General features: G+C 72.5%; 18 protein-coding genes. 12 read left to right on the top strand and 6 right to left on the bottom strand.

Going from position 1 to position 20,846, the window contains the following annotated elements; all coding sequences use genetic code 11:
• Positions 1-22 precede the first annotated feature (22 nt).
• From DEI88_RS15425 to DEI88_RS15400, 6 genes are all read left to right on the top strand, one after another.
• Positions 23-496, top strand: coding sequence for a GNAT family N-acetyltransferase (locus DEI88_RS15425; protein WP_181434723.1), 474 nt, complete (start codon positions 23-25; stop codon positions 494-496).
• A gap of 163 nt (positions 497-659) precedes the next feature.
• Positions 660-794, top strand: coding sequence for a hypothetical protein (locus tag DEI88_RS15420; RefSeq protein ID WP_258368802.1), 135 nt, complete (start codon positions 660-662; stop codon positions 792-794).
• Complete coding sequence (locus DEI88_RS15415) at positions 794-994, top strand: hypothetical protein (protein ID WP_111011666.1); 201 nt, start codon at positions 794-796, stop codon at positions 992-994. The genes DEI88_RS15420 and DEI88_RS15415 overlap by 1 nt, the downstream gene beginning before the upstream one ends.
• A gap of 45 nt (positions 995-1,039) precedes the next feature.
• Positions 1,040-1,624: a MarR family transcriptional regulator gene (locus DEI88_RS15410; RefSeq protein ID WP_111011665.1), complete on the top strand. Its 585-nt coding sequence runs from the start codon at positions 1,040-1,042 to the stop codon at positions 1,622-1,624.
• Between the two features lie 72 nt (positions 1,625-1,696).
• On the top strand, positions 1,697-3,220 hold the full coding sequence (locus DEI88_RS15405; protein ID WP_284183576.1) for a sugar porter family MFS transporter: 1,524 nt from the start codon (positions 1,697-1,699) through the stop codon (positions 3,218-3,220).
• Between the two features lie 192 nt (positions 3,221-3,412).
• The gene (locus DEI88_RS15400; RefSeq protein ID WP_111071905.1) at positions 3,413-5,779 is read left to right on the top strand and encodes a protease pro-enzyme activation domain-containing protein; all 2,367 of its coding nucleotides are present in this window, start codon (positions 3,413-3,415) and stop codon (positions 5,777-5,779) included.
• An 18-nt stretch (positions 5,780-5,797) separates the two neighbouring features.
• On the opposite strand, the gene DEI88_RS15395 is transcribed toward DEI88_RS15400, so the two are convergent.
• Positions 5,798-7,030, bottom strand: coding sequence for an ATP-binding protein (locus DEI88_RS15395; protein WP_111071904.1), 1,233 nt, complete (start codon positions 7,028-7,030; stop codon positions 5,798-5,800).
• Positions 7,031-7,282: 252 nt separating this feature from the next.
• Here DEI88_RS15395 and DEI88_RS15390 point away from each other — a divergent pair, with 252 nt between their 5' ends.
• Positions 7,283-7,498 (top strand): hypothetical protein, encoded by a 216-nt coding sequence (locus DEI88_RS15390; RefSeq protein ID WP_111071903.1) that lies wholly within the window; start codon positions 7,283-7,285, stop codon positions 7,496-7,498.
• Between the two features lie 30 nt (positions 7,499-7,528).
• Positions 7,529-7,945, top strand: a complete 417-nt coding sequence (locus tag DEI88_RS15385; RefSeq protein ID WP_111071902.1) for a hypothetical protein — start codon at positions 7,529-7,531, stop codon at positions 7,943-7,945.
• Between the two features lie 173 nt (positions 7,946-8,118).
• Here DEI88_RS15385 and DEI88_RS15380 read toward each other — a convergent pair whose 3' ends face one another.
• The 5 genes from DEI88_RS15380 to DEI88_RS15360 form a co-directional block, all read right to left on the bottom strand.
• A complete protein-coding gene (locus tag DEI88_RS15380; RefSeq protein ID WP_111012936.1) occupies positions 8,119-9,117 on the bottom strand; it encodes an ABC transporter permease in 999 nt (332 codons plus the stop codon).
• Positions 9,114-10,055 carry an ABC transporter permease gene (locus DEI88_RS15375; RefSeq protein WP_111071901.1) on the bottom strand — a complete coding sequence of 314 codons (942 nt, stop codon included), beginning with the start codon at positions 10,053-10,055 and terminating at the stop codon, positions 9,114-9,116. The genes DEI88_RS15380 and DEI88_RS15375 overlap by 4 nt, the downstream gene beginning before the upstream one ends.
• Positions 10,052-11,788, bottom strand: coding sequence for a dipeptide ABC transporter ATP-binding protein (locus tag DEI88_RS15370; RefSeq protein ID WP_111071900.1), 1,737 nt, complete (start codon positions 11,786-11,788; stop codon positions 10,052-10,054). Before DEI88_RS15370 ends, DEI88_RS15375 begins: the two co-directional genes overlap by 4 nt.
• Entirely contained in the window at positions 11,785-13,449 is a 1,665-nt protein-coding gene (locus tag DEI88_RS15365; protein ID WP_111071899.1) for an ABC transporter substrate-binding protein, read from the bottom strand. Before DEI88_RS15365 ends, DEI88_RS15370 begins: the two co-directional genes overlap by 4 nt.
• Before the next feature lie 93 nt (positions 13,450-13,542).
• Positions 13,543-15,078 carry an Ig-like domain-containing protein gene (locus tag DEI88_RS15360; RefSeq protein WP_111071898.1) on the bottom strand — a complete coding sequence of 512 codons (1,536 nt, stop codon included), beginning with the start codon at positions 15,076-15,078 and terminating at the stop codon, positions 13,543-13,545.
• Between the two features lie 277 nt (positions 15,079-15,355).
• Between DEI88_RS15360 and DEI88_RS15355 the strand changes: the two genes are divergently transcribed.
• From DEI88_RS15355 to DEI88_RS15340, 4 genes are all read left to right on the top strand, one after another.
• The gene (locus tag DEI88_RS15355) at positions 15,356-17,059 is read left to right on the top strand and encodes a bifunctional 3'-5' exonuclease/DNA polymerase (RefSeq protein ID WP_258375014.1); all 1,704 of its coding nucleotides are present in this window, start codon (positions 15,356-15,358) and stop codon (positions 17,057-17,059) included.
• Between the two features lie 204 nt (positions 17,060-17,263).
• Positions 17,264-18,244: an Ig-like domain-containing protein gene (locus DEI88_RS15350; RefSeq protein ID WP_146246059.1), complete on the top strand. Its 981-nt coding sequence runs from the start codon at positions 17,264-17,266 to the stop codon at positions 18,242-18,244.
• A 107-nt stretch (positions 18,245-18,351) separates the two neighbouring features.
• Entirely contained in the window at positions 18,352-19,116 is a 765-nt protein-coding gene (locus DEI88_RS15345; RefSeq protein ID WP_111071895.1) for a hypothetical protein, read from the top strand.
• Positions 19,117-19,127: 11 nt separating this feature from the next.
• The gene (locus DEI88_RS15340; RefSeq protein ID WP_111071894.1) at positions 19,128-20,792 is read left to right on the top strand and encodes a serine/threonine protein kinase; all 1,665 of its coding nucleotides are present in this window, start codon (positions 19,128-19,130) and stop codon (positions 20,790-20,792) included.
• Positions 20,793-20,846 lie beyond the last annotated feature (54 nt).

Below are 20,846 nucleotides of genomic sequence, written 5' to 3'. Positions count from 1 at the left end.
GCATGGAACGAGGCGATCCCCGGTGCCCTACCTCAAGCCCGAGCCCTGGTCGTTCACCATCGCGCCCGAGCCGTACGACGCCGAGAGCGCGATCCGCCTCCGTGCCGCTGCCCGGATCGAGCTCAACAGCGTCAACGCCGGACCGGACCTCGGTCCCGAGCTCACGGCCGACGAGGTGCCCGTGCACCTGCTCGCCCGGGACAGCGCGGGCGTCCCGATCGGGTGTGCGGGGCTCACGCCGGTCCAGGACGGGGTCCACGAGGTCCGGAAGCTCTACGTCCGGTCCGACGCGCGGAGTCTCGGCGTGGCCGATGCGCTCCTGGAGCACCTGATCGCTGCCGGCCGCGAACTGGGCGCCCCGGCCCTGGTCATGGAGACGGGATCCCAGGCGACGCAGACCGTCCGGTTCCTCGAACGATCCGGGTTCTCGCGGATCGCGCCGTTCGGCCGCTACGCCGACAACCCGAGCTCGGTCTGCTTCGCGCGGGTGCTCTGACGCGCACCGGTTCACGATTTGTCCGTTTTCCGAACGGAACGAACAGGTCGGCTACTGTTTCGTTGCGCGAGTAGTTCACGATGTGGCATTCTTTTGCCGTGCCCGACCCCCGGGCATCATCACCCCGATCGCGCCCGGCGACGCCGCCAGAAACGAGACCATGATGAGCATCGCGCAGCCCCACCCCCGGGTCTCCGGGACCTCCTTCATCGACCCGTCGAGTGCCGCGCTCGACCGGTTCCCGCCGACGCAGCCGATCGACATGCGGCCGCTGCTCGCCGATCGGGGTGTCTGCTGATGCACAGCACGTACCAGGCCTGGTCCGGCGCCGGCACGATGCGCGCGGGCGCGGGTCGACGCTACGGACTGACCGACCCGGCCGTCATCGACGCCTACGTCTCGCGTCGGGTCGAGGACCCGCGCCTGCTGTCCGGGCGGGGATCGGGCGCCGCGAGCGGCCCGAGCTACGCCGACTTCTTCGCGGCACCCACCGCGTAGCATCCACGCCACCGGAACGACCGACCAGAAGGACCACATCCGCCGATGCCGTTGACCGTCGTCCGCCGCGAAGCGCGGCACCTGTACGCACGAGAGCCGCGGAGCGCGGCCGCTCGCCAGGCCGTCGACGCGCTCCTGGGCGTGCAGAGCGCCGAGGAGCAACAGATCGAACGCGCCCGGGTCGCGAGCGGCCTGACGAAGAACGAGTTCCACGCCATCCGCTACCTGCTCCAGGCGCAGCGTGACGAGCGGGCCATGGGCCCCAAGGACCTCGTCGTCATGCTCAACGTGTCGAACGCGTCGGTCACCAAGATCGTCGACGAGCTCGAGCGCAAGGGCGACCTCCGGCGGGTGGCGCACCCGAGCGACCGGCGCGCGCAGGTCCTCGAGCCGAGCGAGCAGGCCGCCCGCAAGATCGACGCCGCGTACGAGCGGTTCCACGAGTCCGTCGTCGACGTCTTCGACCGGCTGTCCGACGAGGACAACGCCGTCGTGACCCGTGTGCTGACGACCCTGACGACCGCCATGGCCGAGCGGGCCGCCGCGGAGACGGCCTCCACACCGGCTGTCCCCGCCGACGGATCCACCGAGCAGGAGCAGCTGAGCGACCACGCGGACGCCGCTCGATAGCGTCGATTCCTCCCCCTCCGAGCGACGGCCCGACCGTCGGGTCTCCGACGGGGCGGATCACGAGGAGCGATGGTGGCGACGCGGAGCACGACAGCCGGGGGAGCCGACACGACGGGGCGACCTGCATCGGGCGGACGAGCCCTGCCACCGCTGACACCGGGTCCGTACTCGCGACGGCTCGGCTTCGTCGCGGTCGTCGCGACCTTCGGCGGTCTGCTCTTCGGGTACGACACCGGCGTCGTCAACGGCGCGCTCGACTCGCTCACCACGGATCTCGGGCTCACGCCCACGACCGAGGGGCTCGTGACGTCGGCGATCCTCGTCGGGGCGGCGCTCGGCGCGTTCACCACGGGTCGCATCTCCGACCACAACGGTCGGCGACCCACCATCCGCACGCTCGCCGTCGTCTTCTTCGTCGCCGCGCTCGCGTGCGTGCTGTCCCCGACGTGGGAGGTCCTCGTCGCGGCGCGGTTCGTCCTCGGCATCGCCGTCGGCGGGGCGTCCGTCACGGTCCCGGTGTTCCTGGCGGAGCTGTCGCCGACCGAGAAGCGCGGCGGTCTCGTGACCCGGAACGAGCTCATGATCGTGACGGGACAGCTGGCCGCATTCGCGATCAACGCCGTGATCGGGTCGATCTGGGGCTCCCACACCGACGTCTGGCGGTACATGCTCGCGGTCGCGCTGATCCCCGCCGTCGCGCTGTTCATCGGCATGCTCCGCGTGCCGGAGAGCCCGCGGTGGTTGCTCGGCAAGGGGCGCGAGGACGACGCGCTCGCCGTGCTCCGCACCATCCGCTCGGACGAGCGCGCGGTGGCCGAGATGGCCGAGCTGCACGACCTCGCCGCGGAGGAAGCGGAGGCCCGCTCCGGCCGGATCCGCGATCTGTTCCGCGAGCCGTGGCTCCGCAGGCTCGTGTACATCGGCGGCGGACTCGGCATCGCCCAGCAGGTCACCGGGATCAACTCGATCATGTACTACGGCACGCAGGTGCTGCAGGAGTCCGGGTTCAGCCAGCAGGGTGCCCTGATCGCGAACGTCGGCTCGGGGGTGATCGCGGTCCTCGCCGTCGTGATCGGCCTCCGCTTCATCAACCGACTGGGCCGGCGCACGTTCCTCATCAGCGGGTTCGCGGGCACGACCCTGTTCCATCTGCTGATCGGTCTGGCGTCGGTGGTCCTGCCGCAGGGCACCCTCCGCGCGGTGGTCGTCCTCGTGTTCATCATCTGTTTCGTCGGCATCATGCAGGGCACCATCGGGCCACTCGTGTGGCTCATGCTCTCCGAGGTGTTCCCGCTGCGCCTCCGTGGGGCCGGCATGGGGCTCACCGCACTCGTGCTCTGGCTCGCGAACTTCGGGGTCAGCCTGACGTTCCCCATCGCCGTCGCGGCCTTCGGGATCTCGACGACGTTCTTCGTGTTCGCCGTGCTCAACGCCGCCGCGCTCGTGTTCGTGCTCACGGTCGTCCCCGAGACCCGGGGGCGATCACTCGAGCAGCTCGAAGCCGACTTCGCCACGGGGGCGATCTCGATCCACGGGTCGACGAACGACGTCACGAACGCCCGGTACCAGCAGGACGGCGGGCCGTCACGCCCCTGATCACGCTCCGGCCCACGCGCCCCTGACCGCCTCCGGACGCCCACCACGCCGACACGACCCCGCCAACTGGGGGTCTGTGAGGTCGCACAGGGGCTGTTGTCGGGCCTCCGCTCGGGCTAGCGTCGTCAGGTCGGCGATCGCAACCCGAATCGGCGCCGGGCACCCCCGACCGCTCAGCCTCCGAGAGTGACCATGCGCACCGTCCGTCTGCCCCTCATCGTCGTCGCCGCCGCCGCCCTCACGGTCACCGGCTCGGCCCTCCCCGCGGTGGCGGACGAGCCGGGAGGCGCGACCACCGCCACGACGTCCGCCGCGTCGACGTCCACCCCCTCCGCCGCGGCGCCCGCGCCGTCGGCGGCCTCGCCCGCGTCCGGGGCCACCGCATCGACCGCGCCGACCGCGTCGCCGAGCCCCTCGGCCACGACGCCCGCCCCCTCCGCGACCGCGACGGCCCCGGCCCCCAGCGGTGCTCCGATCGACATGACGGTCGTGCTGCAGCCGTCCGATCGCGGTGAACTCCGCGACCTGGTCCGCCGGGCGGACACCATGACGAAGGCCCAGCGGAAGGACGCGCTCACCGACGTCGCCCCGACCACGGACACCCGGGACGACGTGGTCGACGCACTCCGTGCGGCGGGCCTCCACGTCACCGCGCAGGACACGTGGGACGTCCAGGTCTCGGGCACGGTCGCCCAGGCGGAGTCCGTGTTCGGCGTCGACCTCGCGGGCAAGGGGGACACCCTGCACCCGACGACGGCGCTGGACCTGCCGTCGGGCCTGTCCGGCGCGGTGACGACCGTGCTCGGCCTCGACCAGCGCCCGGTGTTCGAGCACCACGCACTCCCCGGCGGCAGGACCCCGGCCGACCTGGCCAGCGCCTACGGCGTGACGCGCTCCGGGAGCACCGGTGCCGGGACGACGGTCGCCACGGTGCAGTTCTCCGGCTGGTCGAAGAGCGATCTGACCACCTACGCGAACGCCGTGGGCGTCACGTTGCCGTCGATCACGCAGGTCGCGGTCGACGGCGCGTCGACCACCACGTCCGTCGACGGTGGCGGCTCCGAGGTCGCCCTGGACCAGGAGATGCTCTTCGCCACCGCGCCGAAGGCGTCCCAGCGCGTCTACGTCGCGCCGAACTCGGCCCAGGGCATCTACGACGCGTACGACCGCGTCGCGACCGACGTCACGAGCAGTGGCATCGTCGCGCTGAGCACCTCGTGGGGGATGTGCGAGTCGTCGCTGTCCTCGTCGTTCGAGAGCGCCGTCCAGGACGCCATCGATCGCGCGGTCGTCGCCGGTGCCACCACCTTCGCGGCCTCGGGTGACGACGGCGCATACGACTGCGGCGGCGGGACCTCGAGCACGCCCGACGTCGACTTCCCGGCCGTCGTGCCGTCGGTCGTCGGTGTCGGCGGGACCAGCCTCACGGGGAGCGGCACGAGCTGGCGCGAGACCGCCTGGAGCGACCGGGCCGACGCGGTCGGCAGCGGTGGTGGGTCCTCGACCCGGACCGCGCGGCCGACGTACCAGAGCGGTGTGGGCCTCCCGGGCAGCACGCGGCTGGTACCGGACATCAGCGCGGTGGCCGATCCCGACACCGGCCCCGGCGTCTACATCGGCGCGGAGGGCGGCTGGGTCCTCGGCGGTGGGACGAGCGCGGCGGCGCCGATCATGGCGGGGCAGCTCGCCGCCACGCTGTCGAGCCTCGGCTGCAGCACCGGCGTCGGCGACGTGCACGCGACGCTCTACGGGAACCGCGGGGACTTCCGCGACGTCACGAGCGGCAACAACCTGCTCTACAGCGCGACCACCGGCTACGACATGGCGACCGGTCTCGGTTCCCCGAACTGGGCGGCCCTGGCGACCGCGCTGCCCGGGACGAGCAGCTGCAGCACCTCGCTGGCCGCGCCCGCGACCCTCGCCGTCGGCCACTCGATCACGTCGCCGAACCAGCAGTACACGCTGACGATGCAGGCCGACGGCAACCTCGTGCTGTACGGCAACGGGCGTGCGCTCTGGTCGTCCGGGACGAACGGCCGTGGTGGGACCTCGCTCGCGGTGCAGGCCGACGGCAACGCGGTCATCTACACGGCCGCGCAGAAGGCGGTGTGGCAGTCCCGCACGAGCGGCAAGGGCAGCGGGGCTGTCCTGGCGGTCACGAACACGGGCGACCTCCGCCTGACCAGGGGGAGCACGGTGCTCTGGCACACGGGGTTGTCCGGCCGCGACACCCTCAAGGCGCCCGTGACGCTGACCGGCGGCCAGTTCATCCAGGACGGCTCGGGCACGCGGCAGTTCATCATGCAGGCCGACGGCAACCTCGTCATGTACATCGGCGGCCGAGCGCGCTGGGCGACGAACACGAGCAAGTACCACGGCGCGTACATGAGCCTGCAGGCGGACGGCAACCTGGTGGTCTACGACACCTCGGGCAAGGCGCGGTGGGCGTCGAACACCAGCCGGGCCGGGTCGGGCACGACGCTCGTCGTGCAGGGCAACGGCAACGTCGTGCTCAAGAAGGGCTCGACGGGCATCTGGTCGACGGGCACGAAGGGCTGAGTTGCCAGGAGGGCTGGGTCAGTCGACGCGCGGCCAGTCCGTCGTCAGGTACGCCTCGACGGCACGGTTGCGGAACGAGTAGGGCTTGCCCCGGTCGATGATCCCGCGGACCGTGTCCAGTCGCTGCGAGAACGGCCCCACCTTCGTCGCGGAGGTCATGCCCATCTGGGCGGCGATCTTCGTCAGCGTGCGGTCGGCCGGCGGCAGCGCCGCCATCGCCTCGACGAACTCGTGTTCACGAGCCGGCAGCCGGTTCAGGATGCGCTCGACGTGTGCCGAGGCCTCACCCTGAGCTCCGCGCCACCCGGCCACGACCTCCTCCTGGGAGATGGTCGAGGCGCTCCCTGCATTCCAGGCGCGTTGACCGGCGAGCTGGAACAGGAACGGCTCCCCGCAGCAGAGAGCCACGACGGCTCTCGCAGCCCCGGAACTCATCTGGATGGATTCGAGACCGCCGTTCCCGTCGGGGGTGGCCCAACCGTCGAACACGAATGGCTGCAGCGCCTGCAGGAGATCCGCCTCGTCGAGGGCGGCAAGCGTGATGGTGCGGAATCGCCGGGCGAAGGTGGCGCCCTTCCGAGCGCCGGCCATGTCCTCGAAGTCCGGCAGCCCCGTCAGGTACACGGCGAGGGGCAGGTGTCGCTCGACGAGGACACCGCCCGGAGCCGTGACCTCGACCTGGTGCGACAGCGCGTCACCGAGAGCGATGAGCAACTGCGACAGCGCTGCCTCGTCGGTGATGTTCTGCACCTCGTCGATGTGGATCAACACCACGGCGTTCTGCGCGATGGCGGCCTGCCCGAGTTCGACCAGCAGGTCGAACAGTGCGGTGAACGGCTCTGGTCCTGCTTCTCCGCGCACCGCGACGGAGAACCCCGACACCGCGATCTGTTCGACTCGCGCGAGGACGTCCAGGACCCGTTGCCGACTCGTTGCCAGGAGGCCGGCCTTGTCGGCCAGCCGCAGCACTGCGGACGCGACGATCTTCAACGGATCAGCACCGGCAGGTATGCGCAGTTGGGGGGTGACCCAGTCGCCGCCCTCTGCGGCATCGCGTGCGATCCGGCGTACCAGGCTCGACTTGCCGGTACCAGGTTCACCGAGGATGGTTCGGCCTGTCTCGTACAGGCCCGCATGACGACGCGGGCGAACGACGTCCCGCCAATCGGCCAACTGCTCGACACGACCAGCCCATACATCTGGAACCACGTCGGAACCCGGTTGGAACGGGTTCGTGAGAGGTGAGCGCACTTGATAAATTTAGCACACCCGGCAGATGTCGGTGTTAAATTTAACGAACAACCTGCTCCTCATGGACCGTCGTCCCGGTCTCGTGATGGACGGCGCGGGTCAGCTCGTGCGACATCCCGCCAGCCGAGCCGACAGGGCCGGCGGCCGCCCCGGCTGCACGTCGGCATGCAACTCCACGAGATGGAGCTGGAGCTGGTGGCATCGGTGCTGCTCACGCATCCAATTCGTGTAGCGGCGGGTAGCGTCCCTCGTATGACGGATGCTCGTGATCCCCTCGAGACGACCGACGACGGCGTGGACATGACGTTCGCGGAGCGGCGCCACGACGAGCTCACCCGGGCTTCGGGGTCGACCGAGGCGGATGCGGCCCCGCGGATCACCACCGAGGACCGTGGCGACGGCATGACCCGGATCGATGTCGCCGACACCGCGGCGGTGCGACCGGGTGGCGTCGACACGGAGGACTGAGGGCACGGCCCGGGAGGCGGAGGGTACGGCATGTGGCGACTGCTGTGGACACTGACCCGTTGGGTGGCGCTCCTGGGGCTGGTCATGGCCGTCGGTGCCGCGCTCTGGTTCAACAGGACTCCGTGGGCGATGGTGCTCTTCGACCTGGGGGCTCTGATCTGCGCGGTGGCGGGCATCGGTCAGTCCGTTCTCCGGAGTCGCCGGTGGTTGTCGCGGTACGACGTCCAGCCGGCGGCGCGCTCAGACCGGTCGAACACGCGGGCGCTCGTGCTCCGGGGTGCCGCGATGCTCCTGGCGGTGGTCGGCGTCGTCCTCGTCGTCGGGACCGTTCATGCCGTCGACGCCCGGACGTACGACGGGGGAACGGACGCGCTCGGCTTCTTCTTCGCGGTCGTCGCGTTCGTGACGAGCGCCTGGTTCTGGTCGGGTGCGCGGGTGCGACGATGAGGAGACCGGTGCGGAGCGACACGGTTGGCCGAGGTCACGGCGCACGGCGGACCGGCTGATCTGGTCGCGTTGCCCGTGTCGGCCCTCGGTCACCTGGTTCAGATCGGACCGTGCCTCGGGGAAGTCCGACGGCGGAGGAACCGGGACCCGGGTGACGGGCGCGCCGCTCGACCTCAGCGCCCCGTCCGCACCCGCGGATCCACGACCCCGTACACCAGGTCGACGATGACGTTCGCGGTGACGACCAGGAACGCCGCGAACAGCGTGAACCCGACGACGACCTGGAGGTCCAGCGAGTGCACCGCGTCGATGAGCAGTGCGCCGAGCCCCTGCATCGAGAACACCTTCTCGGTGATCACCGCACCGCCGAGCAGGGTGCCGAGGTCGAGCCCGAACAGGGTCACGACGGGCAGGATCGCGGTGCGGAGCCCGTGCCGGACGACGACCTGCGACTCGCTCAGGCCCTTGGCGCGGGCGGTGCGGATGTGGTCCTGGCCCATCACCTCGAGCATCTCGCCGCGGGTCAGTCGGGCGTAGATGGCGGCGCTGATGAACGCGAGCACGCACCAGGGCAGGAGCAGGTGCAGGAACCACTGCACGGGGTCGTCGGTGAACGCGACGTAGCCGCCAGTGGGCAGGATCCGGAGCACGAACCCGAACAGGAGGATCGCCAACAGTCCCACGAGGTACGCCGGCGCCGAGACCCCACCCACGGCGATCGTCATGACCGCCCGGTCGAGCACCGATCCACGCCGGAGCGCGGACACGGTGCCGCCGGCGACACCCGCGACGAGCCACAGCACGGCGGCGCCGATCGCGATGGAGGCCGTGACCGGCAGGCGGGACAGGATCAGCGTCGTGACACTCTGGTGGAGCTGGAACGAGTACCCGAAGCACGGTGCGCCGCAGACCACGGCGGTCGAGCCGCTGCCGAAGTGCCGCCCGACGAAGATGCCCGACAGGTAGTCGAGGAACTGCTGCCACCAGGGCAGGTCGGTGCCGATGAACGCCTTGACCTGCGCCAGGCGGTCGGGCGTGCAGGGCTTGTCGCACATCGCGCGGGCGGCGTTCGTCGGCAGCAGGGTGAACAGCGCGTAGGTGACCGCGGCCACGACGAACAACACCACGATCGCGCCGAGGACGCGGAACAGCACGAAGCGCCAGGTCCTCATCGCGACACCTCCGTCCGGCGCGGGTCGAGGGCGTCGCGGAGGGCGTCCCCGAGCAGGTTGAACGCGAGCGTGATGACGAACAGGGCGGCTCCCGGGAACACGAGGTACATGGGGTCGGTCTGCACCCACCCCACGGCGTCGCCGATGGTGCGGCCCCAGGACGGCGTCGGGGGCGTCACCCCGACGCTGAGGAACGACAGGGCGGCCTCGGCCCCGATCATGCTCGGGATCGAGATCGTCGCGTAGACGGTGATCGTCGCGGCGAGGTTCGGCAGGAGCTGGCGGATGATGACGTGCCAGGAACCGGCGCCCATCGCGGTCGACGCGACGACGAAGTTCCGCTGCCGCAGGGACAGTGTCTGCCCGCGGATCACCCGGGCGACGGCCGGCCAACCGAAGAACCCGATGACGAGCACGACGAGCACGGGGGCGGGGAACCGGTTCGGCACGATGGCGGTCAGCGCGATCATGAACACGAGCGACGGGAACCCGAACATGACGTCGACGACCCGGCTCATCCCGCGGTCGTACCAGCCGCCGAAGAACCCGGTGGTGACGCCGACGAGCACGCCGAGCACCATCGACAGGATCGTCGCGGCGATCCCGACCCCGAGCGAGGTCCGGGCGCCGTAGGTGACGATCGCGAACAGGTCGCGCCCGGTCAGCGGCTCGACGCCGAACCAGTGCGCGGCACTGATCCCGCCGCCCGTGCCCTTCGGTGCGCCGAACCCGGTGAGCGTCCCGAGGTGGTACCGGTACGGGTCCTGCCCGCTGAGCGCGGCGATGAGCGGTGCGCCGATCGCGACGAGCGCGAACACGACGATGACGATCGCGCTGGCGAGTGCCCAGCGGTCCCGGCCGACGCGGCGGGCGACGGCGCGGAAGCCGGTGGCGGCGGGCGTGGGGGCGACGGGGCGGTCGACGACGTTCGCGGTCATGCGCGGGCCTCCTCGGTCGTGCCACCGGCGGCGACGAGCCGGCGCCAGGTGGACCGCCGCTCGGCCTGGCGGATCGGGTCCGCGACGGGGGCGGCGGCGAGCAGCATGCGTGTGTACGGGTCCTGCGGGTCCTCGAGGACCTCGGCCGCCGTGCCGCGCTCGACGACGTGGCCGCGGCGGAGCACGACGACCTCGTCGGCGAGCTGCCGGACGACGGCCAGGTCGTGGCTGATGAGCAGGCACGCGAACCCGAGTTCCGCCTGCAGCGTCGCGAGCAGGTCGAGCACGGTGCGCTGCACGGTGACGTCGAGCGCGCTCGTCGGTTCGTCGGCGATCAGGAGGACCGGGTGCAGGGCGAGCGCGCGCGCCACCGCCACGCGCTGCCGCTGCCCGCCGGAGAGCTGGTGCGGGAACCGGTCGGCGTACGCGGGGTCGAGCCGCACGGCCTCGAGCAGCTCGCGGACCCGGGCCCGGCGGGCGGTCTCGCCGAGGTCGGTGTGCAGGCGCAGCGGCTCGGCGATGCTCCACCCGACCGTCGCGCGGGGGTTGAGCGAGGACGCAGGGTCCTGGAACACGTACCCGACGCGGCTGCGGACCGCGCGGAGCCGCCGCCGCCGCGCGCGCCGGAGATCCGTGCCGGAGACCTCGACGGTCCCGGACGACACCGGGACGAGGCCGGCGAGCGCCCGCCCGATCGTCGACTTGCCCGAGCCGGACTCGCCGACGAGCCCGAGGACCTCGCCCGCGCGGATCGCGAGGTCGATGTCGGCGACGGCGGGCGTCGCGCGCCGTCCGCCGTACGTGATGGCGACGTCGGTCAGGCGGGCCACGACCTCCCGGTCCGTGGACCCGGCCGTGGATCTCGGTCCGGACGACGACGTGCCGGTGGTGGGCCGCGTCTCCGCGTCCGGCCGGGAGGCCCGGCTCGGCCCGCCGAGGACGGGGACCGCGGCCAGGAGCTCGCGGGTGTAGGCGGCGTGCGGCGCCGCGAACAGGTCGGCGGCCGACTGTGCCTCGACCGCCCGCCCGGCCCGCATGACGAGGACGTCGTCCGCCACGTCGGCGACCACGCCCATGTCGTGGGTGATGAGGAGCACGGCGAGGTCACGCTCGCGACACAGGCGGCGGAGCAGGTCGAGGATCCCGGCCTGCACGGTGACGTCGAGTGCGGTCGTCGGCTCGTCGGCGATGAGCGCGACCGGGTCGGCCGCCAGCGCCATCGCGATCATCGCGCGCTGGAGCTGCCCGCCGGACAGCTCATGGGGGTACGCGCGCCGGACCCGGGCGGGGTCGGCGATGCCGGCGGCGGTGAGCAGCGCCTCCGTCCGGGCGACGACGTCAGCGCCGGACCGGTGCGCACGGACGGCCTCGGCGATCTGCGTGCCGATCGACAGCACGGGTGTGAACGACCCCATGGGCTCCTGGAACACGGTGCCGATACCCGCGCCGCGTACGCTGCGGAGGACGTCCCCGTCCGCCCCGACGAGCTCGACGGGCTCCGCGTCGGGCGTGCGCCGGAAGCGGATGCTCCCCGACACCGCGGCGGTCGACGGCAGGAGCCCGAGGACGCTCATCGCCGAGACGGACTTGCCCGAACCGGACTCGCCGACGAGCGCCAGGACCCGGCCGGGGTGCAGGGCGAACGTGATGTCGTCGACGACGGGGGCACCGCCGCCGAAGGCGACACGGAGCCCCCGGACGTCGAGGACGGGCGCGGTGCGGTCCTCGCTCACTTGGCGAGCGTGACCTTGAGGTAGTTCGGGTACGCGGGGAAGTCCGGCACGAAGAAGTGCTGGACGTCCGAGCCGCGGAGGAACGACTGCTTCGCGTAGGTCAGCGGCACGATCGGCGCGTCCTGCATGATGCGACGGTCGACCTGGGCCCACAGCGCGTTCGCCTTCGAGCGGTTCACCGTCGCCGTCGCCTTCGTGATGAGGGCGTCGACGTCGCTGTTGCTGTAGTGCGACACGTTGTTGCCGCCGTTCCCGATCTGGGACGAGGCGAACAGCGGCTGGATGTTCGCGTTCGCGCTCGGGAAGTCCGGCTGCCAGCCGTACAGGACGAGGTCGTACGACGAGTCGTTCGTGGCGTCGGTGTAGAAGCTGTCGACGTCCTCGGGCTTGAGCGTCACCGCGATGCCCGCGCGCTTGAGCCCCTGCTGGAGCGCCTGCGCCTGGGCGAGGTACGACGGGTCGTTCTGCGTCAGGAGCGTGAAGTGCAGGTCCTTCTGGCCCGCCGCCTTGAGCAGCGCCTTCGCCTTCTTCACGTTCCCGGACGCCGGCGCCTTGTACAGGTCGTACGACTTGCGGCCCGCGATGCCCGGTGTGATGAGCGTCGACGCGTACGTGCCCGCCTGGGCGCCACCGGCGGCGATCCGGAAGGCGCGCTTGTCGGTCGCGTACTCCAGGGCCTTGCGCACCTGGAGGTCCTTCAGTGCGCCACGCTGCGTGTTCATGGCGAGGTACGTGATCGGGCCGGCCTTCGACGTGGCGACGCGCGACGCGGCGGACGGGTTCTGGCGGACCTGGTTGAGCTCGGCGGCCCCGAGGTAGGTGGCGGCGAACGAGTCCTTCGCGTCACCCGAGTCGGCGATGAGGCTCTGCGTCACGGTCGACTCGTCCTGGCTCTCCTCGAACACGATCTTCGCGGGGCCCGCGGTGCGCACCGCGTCCGTCCGGGCGCTCCAGTGCTTGTTCCGCACGAGGGTCAGCTGGGAGCCCTGCTGGTTCGACTGCACCTGGTAGGGGCCCGACGCGACCGGCTTCGCGTCGTACGTGTTTGGGTCGCCCTTGCCCTGTGGCACGGGCGCGAACGCGGGCATCGACGCGATCCACGGCCAGTCGCCGTAGGCCGCATCGAGGTGGAACACGATCGTGCGGTCGTCGGGCGTCGCGATGCTGTCGAGCTGCTTGCCGTCGAACGGACCCTGGTAGCTCGAGCCGCCGACGAGCAGCGACTTGTGGTAGCTCAGGCCACCGGTGAGGGTCGGCGCGAAGGAGCGCTCGACGCCGTACTTGATGTCCTGGCTGGTGATCGGGGTGCCGTCCTGGAACTCGATCCCCTTCTTCAGGTGGTAGGTCCAGGTCTTCCCGCCGTCGCTCGGCGTGCCCGTGGTCGTGGCGAGGTCCGGCACGACCTTCGCCGTCTTCCCCGGCCGGATGTCCCACGTGGTGAGGCGTCGGACGACCAGGCCGAGCGTCGTCGTCGACAGGTTCTGGCTCGTCGCGGGATCGAGGTGCACCGCCGTCGCGGTGGTCAGGATGTGGAGCGTCCCGCCCTTCGTGCTGCTGGCGGCGCTCGCCGGCGCGGTCCCCGTGGCGCCGGAGTACCCGGTGAGTGCGAGTGCGAGTGCCGCGGTGGCGGCGACGACGGTGGCGGTTCTCAGGTGGTGCATGGGGTTCCCTCGGTGCGTTCGCGGACGTTCCTGGAACCCAGCCTGGACCGCGCCCATTCCCGCGCCACTCGAGAATGACGAATTGTGTCCGGTTCAGGCGGACGCCCCGGTCACGGAGAACGCGACGGAGTCGTTCGAGTCGTCGCGCAGTCCCACACCCGGTGCGATCGCCGGGTCCGCACCGGTGAGGACACGCGTGTAGTCGTCGGTTCTGGAGTTGTTCCCGCCGTAGTGCCACCGCCACACCTCGCCGGTCGTCGTGACCCCCACGACCGCGAACCGGTTGTGCGCCTCCGCGTCCGCGGCGAGATGCGTGAAGCGGCCGGTCGCCGCCGGGAAGACGGGCGTACTCGACCAGGTCGAGTACGCCCGGCCGTCCGTCCCGACCCAGACGGGAACGTGGTCGTTGGCGTCGGAGCGGATCCCGACCACCGGTGTGACCGTGGGGTCGGCGCCGGTGGCGACGCGGTCGATGAGGGTCGGCGCGCTGCTGCGGTAGCCGAGGCGCCACACCTCGCCGGTGGACGTCACGGCGACGAACGCGTAGTGGTTGGCCAGCGTGCTGGTCGCCGACGCGCCCACGAATCGCGCCGTCGTCGGGAAGGGAGTCGCGTCTGCAGTACTGCGGGAGTGGAGGACGCCGTCCCGGGTCACGAAGACCTGCGAGGAGTCCTTGCTGACGGATCTGATCGCCGACACCGGCGGGATCGTCGGATCCGCGTCCGACGCGACCTGCGCCACGCTGGAGGACGTGTTGCCGTAGAAGTACCGCCAGACGGCACCGGCAGACGTCACCGCGACGACGCAGTACAGGTTGTCCGCAGTACTCGTCGCGGTCAGGTGCGTGAACGGTCCCGGTACCCCGGGGAACAGCGGTGAGCCATTGTCGTTCAAAGCCACGCCTCCCTTCACGTAGTGGGTGAAGCTGTCGTTCGAGTTCCCCCGGAGGGCGATCGCCGGCGCGATCGACGGATCGACACCGGTGGCGACCCGTCGCACCGTGTTCGTCCCCGAGTAGTAACTCCACACCTCGCCGGCCGAGGTCACGCCAGCGACGCCGTACCGGTTGTTCGACGTGCTGTTCGAGGCGAGTGCGGTGAACGCGCCGGTCGCCGCCGGGAACCGGACCGCGGCCTCCTGGTGGAGCACACCCTGATGGAGGACGCTGATCGTGGCGGTGGCAGTCCCCGCACCGGTCACGGTCGCAGTGAGCGTCACCGTGCCGTTGGTCGTGCCCGCGGTGAGACCGGCGGCAGTCGCCTGGCCTGCGGCGTCGGTGGTGACCGTGATCGTGGTGGTCCCCGGGGGGCCGAAGGAGGCGGGTCCGGAGACCGTGAGGACGACGGTCTCGTTCGGCAACGGAACTCCGCTGCCGGAGCGGACGGTCGCGGTCCCGTCGGCGAGCGAGGAACCCGGTGCGCGAGGCGCGGAATCGGCGAACGAGACCGTGATGGTGGCGCTGTCACTGGCCGCATGTGCAGGGGTCGCGGTGGCGAGGGCGATCGCGGGAACGCTCCACGCCCCTGCGAGGACGATCGAGCGACGGCTGGGACTCCCTAATCGATCCTCCGACGCCGTCGCCGGCGAGAGGGTGCGGGGTTGCTGCTGGTCGGGTCGGTCGTCGCTCATGTGGATCGGTGCTCCAGTTCGGTCGGAGGGGGTCGGGAAGCGTCCGGGCATGGTCACATCCGGTCCTCACCCCGTCCGCGTCGGGCCCGGGGGTCGGGGCATCGGCGGCTGGACCTTCACCCGATGTGTCGCCCGTCGTCGCTCCACCGCCACGCCCTGCACGACCCCGCCGTCGTGCGTACGGTGCTCGCGGACGGCGCCCTCCGGAAGTACCTCGTCGGAACCGAGGAGGGCTGACCGTGCCGGCCGTGCCGGTGGTCCCGGGCATGATCGACGGGTGCACATCGTCCTGAACCGCGTCGACGGCGGCGCGCTCGCGACCGTCGTGTCGGACGCGGGGACCGCCCAGGGCGCGCCGGTGCACGTGGCCGCGGCGGGCCTCCCGGCCTGGATCGCGGCACACGAAGCGCCGGGCGTGCGGTGGGTGTGGGACGACACGGCCCGCTGGTACCCACAGGTGCTCGCCGCGGGCGGCCGCGTCGCGCGCTGCGTCGACCTGCGGCTGTGTCACCGGATCCTGCGCACCGCGGTCGCGACCGCGGGCTCGCCGCTCGCGACGGCGCCGGACGGCCCGTGGGACGACCCGGGGCAGGCCGCCCCCGCACCGCGCGCGGACGCCCTGTTCGATGACTCGATCTTCGCGTCGGGGCCGTCGTCCACCGGACGGATCGCTGCAGATCCGGTGTCCGATGCCGATCCCGTCGCCGAGTTCCGCGTGCAACAGGAGGCCGTGGCGGGGTCCCGAGATCCGCGCGCGCTCCGACTGCTGCTCGCGGCCGAGTCGGCCGGGGCGCTCGTCGCCGCGGAGATGCGCTTCGGGGGCTTGCCGTGGCGGGTCGACGTGCACGAGCGGATCCTCGAGGACGTGCTCGGCCCCCGCGTGCCGTACGGCGTCCGGCCGCAGCGGCTCGAGGACCTCGCCGCCGTGCTGCGGGAACGGCTCGACGACCCCGCGCTCAACCCCGACTCGCCCGCGGACGTCCTCCGCTCCCTCCGCCGGGCCGGGCTCGTCGTCGAGTCCACGCGCAAGTGGGAGCTCGCGCGCCACGACCACCCGGCGATCGAACCGCTGCTCGACTACAAGCGGCGCTCCCGGTTGCTCACCGCGAACGGCTGGACGTGGCTCGACGAGTGGATCGAGGACGGCCGGTTCCACCCGGAGTACGTCGTCGGCGGTGTCGTCTCCGGACGGTGGGCGGCCAGCGGCGGCGGAGCCCTGCAGCTGCCGAAGCAGATCCGGGCCGCGGTCGTCCCCGACCCCGGCTGGAAACTCGTCGTCGCGGACGCGGCGCAGCTCGAACCCCGTGTCCTCGCCGCGCTCGCGCAGGACCGTGCGATGGCGGAGGCCGGGCGGGGCCGCGACCTGTACGACGGCGTGGTCGCCTCGGGTGCGGTCGAGACCCGGCAGCAGGCCAAGGGCGCGATGCTCGGCGCGATGTACGGCGCCACCCAGGGCGAGGGCGGACGGCTCGTGCCCCGGCTGGCGCGGGCGTACCCGAAGGCGCTCGCGCTCGTCGAGGCAGCGGCCCGGGCGGGCGAGCGGGGCGAGGTCGTCACGTCGCGGCTCGGGCGGACCTCGCCGGCGCCGTCCCCCGACCAGCTCGCCGCCCAGGCCCACGCGTTCTCGGCCGAGGGTTCACCGGCACTCGAACGGGCGGCGCGGAGTCGTGCGCGGAGCTGGGGTCGGTTCACCCGGAACTTCGTCGTGCAGGCGAGCGCCGCCGAGTGGGCGCTGTCGTGGCTCGCCGGACTCCGCACGCGCTTGATGGCCGAGTGGCCCGGACCGGTCACCGCCGGCCCGCACCTGGTGTTCTTCCTGCACGACGAGATCATGGTGCACACGCCCGAAGGCGACGCCGACCGTGTCGTCGAGCACGTCCGGGCCGCGGCCGCCGATGCCGGGCGCCTGTTGTTCGGGGACTTCCCCGTCGAGTTCCCGCTGCAGGTCGCGGTGGCCGACGACTACGCGTCGGCCAAGTAGGCGGCGCGACACTCGTCGGGGAGGGTGATGCGCTCCCCGGCGACCACCCGACGTCGGCTGACACGGCGAGTGACCGAGATCCGGTGGATCCCCGTCGACGTGGGGATCCACCGCGGACCCGGTCGTCCTCGGCGCCCTGCGCACCTACCGTTCCGATCACCTCCGGCACGGGCCGGAGTCCGACGACGAGAGGTGGACGACCGGATGAGCGACGACGACGAGCGGCGGGCGGGCCCCGACGGGCGCCCGCAGACGATCGCACGCCGCACGCTGGTGGGTGCAGCGGCATGGAGCATCCCGGCCATCGCGCTGAGCGCGACCACGCCCGCAGCGGCGGCGAGTGCTGGAGCGAGCCTCCACGTGGTGTTCGACGAGCCCGACCAACGGCCGACGGGCGGTGATCTGTCGGACGGCCGCGCGGTGCTCGTCGGCGCGGACGGGAAGCCCGTGGCTGGCGAGACGATCGTCCTCCGGGTCTCCGGGCCCGCCTTCTTCGGCGCGCCCGGGGTGACGCAGCGCACGGTGACGACGGACGCCTCGGGGACCGCACGGGCGACCGACCTGACGGCGGGGACGGCAGCCGGGACCGTGACGCTCACCGCGACCGTGAGCGGCATCGCCCCGGCGAGTGCCACCCGGACGGTGGTCCCGGCCTTCGACATCGCCGTGGTCAGTGCCGGCGGACCGACATGGCCCTTCCTGCAGGGCCCCGGCACGACGATCAGCGGGCAACCCGCGTACCGGGTGAACGGCACCTACACGTTCCGCAGCGTGATCCGGAACGCGGGCAGCGTGCCACTGCCCGCGGGGTCCCTGCTCACGTACACGTTCGGCACGATCTCGATCGGCGGCGCCACCATCGTGTCGGCCATCGAACTGGTCGGCGTCGGCGCGGACGGTGCTGCGATCGGGTTGACGACCGGCAACGTCGTCCCGACGGGTCCTGCGACCTTCCCGGACGGGACGGACGGCATCAAGCGCGAGTACCGCGTCGACGCACCGATCCCCGCGGGGGCGAGCTTCACCCTCGAGCACTCGGCGCACATCCCGAACCGGGCCCTGCCATTGCGGACCACCAACGGGCAGGTGCTCGTCGAGGCCGCTGCGGTCGGGGCGCCGGGCAGCGACCCCGATGCCGGGAACGGCCGGGCGTACGGGCCGCTCTTCGCCACCTACGTCATCTGAGGCCGACGCCCGCGGAGCTGCACGAGGCTGATCCGATCCCGTCACGCCGGAACTGCGTCCCGCTGCCCGCTGTGGGCGCGTGCGGGGAGCGCTGGCATCGTGGGCACATGCACACCGAGGACGCCAGCCGAGTACCGTTCGCCGCCGCCGCGGCCGGCGCGCTCGCCGCAGCGGGCACCGTTGCCGTCCGAGCGGTGCGTCGCGGCCGCCCGGTCCACCCGCACGGGGTCGCACTGCGGGGGCGGATCGACTGGTACCGACGTTCGGAGCCCAGTGGCATCGGGTGGATCGACGACGGCGCTGCCGATGGCCAGGTCGTCGAGGCACGGTTGTCGCGGGGGATCGGCCTGCCGGCGGTGCTGCCCGACATCTGGGGCCTCGCTGTCCGCGCCACCACCCCGGGCGGGCCCGCAGACCTCCTGCTCGCGGCCACCGGGCTCGGGCTGCCGGATCGCTGGATGCTCCGCCCTGCCCGCACCCCCGACGGTCTCCGCTTCACGTCCCTGGTGCCGTACCGCGGCGCACTCGGCCCCGTGCTCGTCGCCGCACGTGCGCTGCCCGGACCGACGCTGCCGTCCGATCCGAGCGCCAGCGCAGCCGTGCTCGACGAGGGCTCGTGGGTCCTCGAGCTCCTGCACGCGGAACCCCTCGGCGTGTGGCACCCCTTCGCGCGACTGGTGCTCGCCCGCGACGCCGGCACGACGGACACGGACACCGGCACGCGGTTCGACCCGATGCTGCGACCGCTCCCGGGGAGTGGGACCTACCCGTGGACCCGCGCCCTCCGTGAACCCTCCTACGCCGTCGCACGCGAGGGCCTGGCCGGCAGTGCTTCCGTCCCGCTCGGAACCACGCGGCCCCTGCCTCGGTAGCGTTGGGCAGCATGAGCGACGACGGACGTGCCCCACGGACCATCGCCGGCCGCTACCAGGTGCTCGGGACGCTCGGCCACGGCGGCATGGCGACCGTTTACCGCGCGGTCGACGAGCAGCTCGGCCGCGAGGTCGCCGTCAAGGTGTTCCGCACCGGGCCCGTCGACCACGGTGAGCGCAGCCGGGCCGAAGCCGAGATCCGCGTCCTCGCGAGCCTCCGGCACCCCTCGCTCGTCACCCTGTACGACGCGGCGATCGCCGACGGCGACGGTGAGTCGTTCCTCGTCATGGAACTGGTGCCGGGCACCGACCTGGCCACCCGCATGCGCGACGGTGCGCTCCCGCGGGGCGTCGTCGCGCACATCGGCGCGCAGGTGGCCGACGCGCTCGCCGCCGTCCACGCGCAGGGCATCGTCCACCGCGACGTCAAGCCCGCGAACGTCCTGATCGAGGACGACGCGACAGCACCGGGCGGCCTCCGGGTGAAGCTCGCGGACTTCGGCATCGCCCTGCTCCGCGACGCCGCCCGGCTGACCGGGACCGGCATGGTCATGGGCACGGCCGCGTACCTGGCTCCCGAGCAGGTGACGAACCAGGAGCTCACCGGCGAGGCGGACGTGTACGCGCTCGGGCTGCTGCTGCTCGAGGCACTCACCGGACGGCAGGCGTTCCCGGGCGGCGTCATGGAGTCCGCCACCGCGCGACTGACCCGGGCCCCCGAGATCGATCCGTCGCTGCCCGTCGCGTGGCGCACCCTGCTCCACACCATGAGCGCGATGGCGCCGGAGGACCGGCCGACCGCCGCCGAGGCCGCCGCCCGACTCCGCGCCCTGGGCCGCGACGTCGACACGGCCGCCGCGCCGACTGCCCTGCTCGATCGACCGGGAGGTCCGGGGCGCGCCGCCGCCGCAGCCGGTGCGGCTGCCGGGGTGGCCGGTGCCGCGGTCGGCGCCGTGGGCGCGGACGCTGCGCACGCGGACCGTCCGACGGCCGCGATGGACGCGCCGACGCGGGCGATGCCCACCGGAGACGCGCCGACGCGCTTGCTCACCGGCACCCAGGGCGGCGGGGCCGACGCCCCGACCGCCGTGCTCGGTGGCGGCGTGGCTGGTGCCGACGGTGGGGGTGGAGGCGGCGCCAGGGCCGGCGGGGCCGGCGGACGCGGCGCAGGATCCGGTGGACGTGGCGCGGGATCCGGCGGTGGTGGTGCCGGGCCGGGCGGACCGGGCCCGTCGGGCTCGGGAGCCGAGCGCGCGCGGCGCCGCCGGACCGCGTGGATCGTCGTCGCGGTCGTCGCCGCGCTCGTCGTCATCGGGGTCCTCGTCGCGCTCGCCGTCCGGTCACGAGGTCCGGCGACCCCGGAGCCGACCGGGACCGCGACGACCATGACGTCCGGGCCGGTGACGTCGCCCCTGCCGTCCCAGGCCCCGAGCAGCGGTCCGAGTGAGCCGACCCAGCCGACCCAGCCGGCCCAGACCGCCGAGCCCGCGCCGCAGCCGTCCGTCACCACGACGACCGTGCCGCAGCCCGAGCCGACCGTGCCCGTGGCGACGCCGACCACTGCCGCCGGCACCGTGAAGCAGCACCCCGGGAAGGGCGTCGGCAACGTCGTGGAGGACGCTGCGGACGGGCATGGGAACGGGCACGGCAACGCGACCGGCAACGGCAAGCGCTGACTGGCGGCCCCGGGGCGCACAGCTGCACGATGCGACGCCCGTCACGCCACCGGT

The organism is Curtobacterium sp. MCBD17_003, from assembly GCF_003234885.2.
In the GTDB taxonomy this organism is placed as follows: Bacteria; Actinomycetota; Actinomycetes; order Actinomycetales; family Microbacteriaceae; genus Curtobacterium.
The sequence above is the reverse complement of the archived record's forward strand: the minus strand, read 5'-3'. Positions and strand labels throughout refer to the sequence as shown.

Excerpts from the sequence above, each read along its gene's own strand:
- DEI88_RS15420 (WP_258368802.1), top strand. The coding sequence starts at position 660 with ATGAGCATCGCGCAGCCCCACCCCCGGGTCTCCGGGACCTCCTTCATC.
- DEI88_RS15415 (WP_111011666.1), top strand. The coding sequence starts at position 794 with ATGCACAGCACGTACCAGGCCTGGTCCGGCGCCGGCACGATGCGCGCG.
- DEI88_RS15410 (WP_111011665.1), top strand. The coding sequence starts at position 1,040 with ATGCCGTTGACCGTCGTCCGCCGCGAAGCGCGGCACCTGTACGCACGA.
- DEI88_RS15400 (WP_111071905.1), top strand. The coding sequence starts at position 3,413 with ATGCGCACCGTCCGTCTGCCCCTCATCGTCGTCGCCGCCGCCGCCCTC.
- DEI88_RS15390 (WP_111071903.1), top strand. The coding sequence starts at position 7,283 with ATGACGGATGCTCGTGATCCCCTCGAGACGACCGACGACGGCGTGGAC.
- DEI88_RS15385 (WP_111071902.1), top strand. The coding sequence starts at position 7,529 with ATGTGGCGACTGCTGTGGACACTGACCCGTTGGGTGGCGCTCCTGGGG.
- DEI88_RS15380 (WP_111012936.1), bottom strand. The coding sequence starts at position 9,117 with ATGAGGACCTGGCGCTTCGTGCTGTTCCGCGTCCTCGGCGCGATCGTG.
- DEI88_RS15375 (WP_111071901.1), bottom strand. The coding sequence starts at position 10,055 with ATGACCGCGAACGTCGTCGACCGCCCCGTCGCCCCCACGCCCGCCGCC.
- DEI88_RS15365 (WP_111071899.1), bottom strand. The coding sequence starts at position 13,449 with ATGCACCACCTGAGAACCGCCACCGTCGTCGCCGCCACCGCGGCACTC.
- DEI88_RS15360 (WP_111071898.1), bottom strand. The coding sequence starts at position 15,078 with ATGAGCGACGACCGACCCGACCAGCAGCAACCCCGCACCCTCTCGCCG.
- DEI88_RS15350 (WP_146246059.1), top strand. The coding sequence starts at position 17,264 with ATGAGCGACGACGACGAGCGGCGGGCGGGCCCCGACGGGCGCCCGCAG.
- DEI88_RS15345 (WP_111071895.1), top strand. The coding sequence starts at position 18,352 with ATGCACACCGAGGACGCCAGCCGAGTACCGTTCGCCGCCGCCGCGGCC.
- DEI88_RS15340 (WP_111071894.1), top strand. The coding sequence starts at position 19,128 with ATGAGCGACGACGGACGTGCCCCACGGACCATCGCCGGCCGCTACCAG.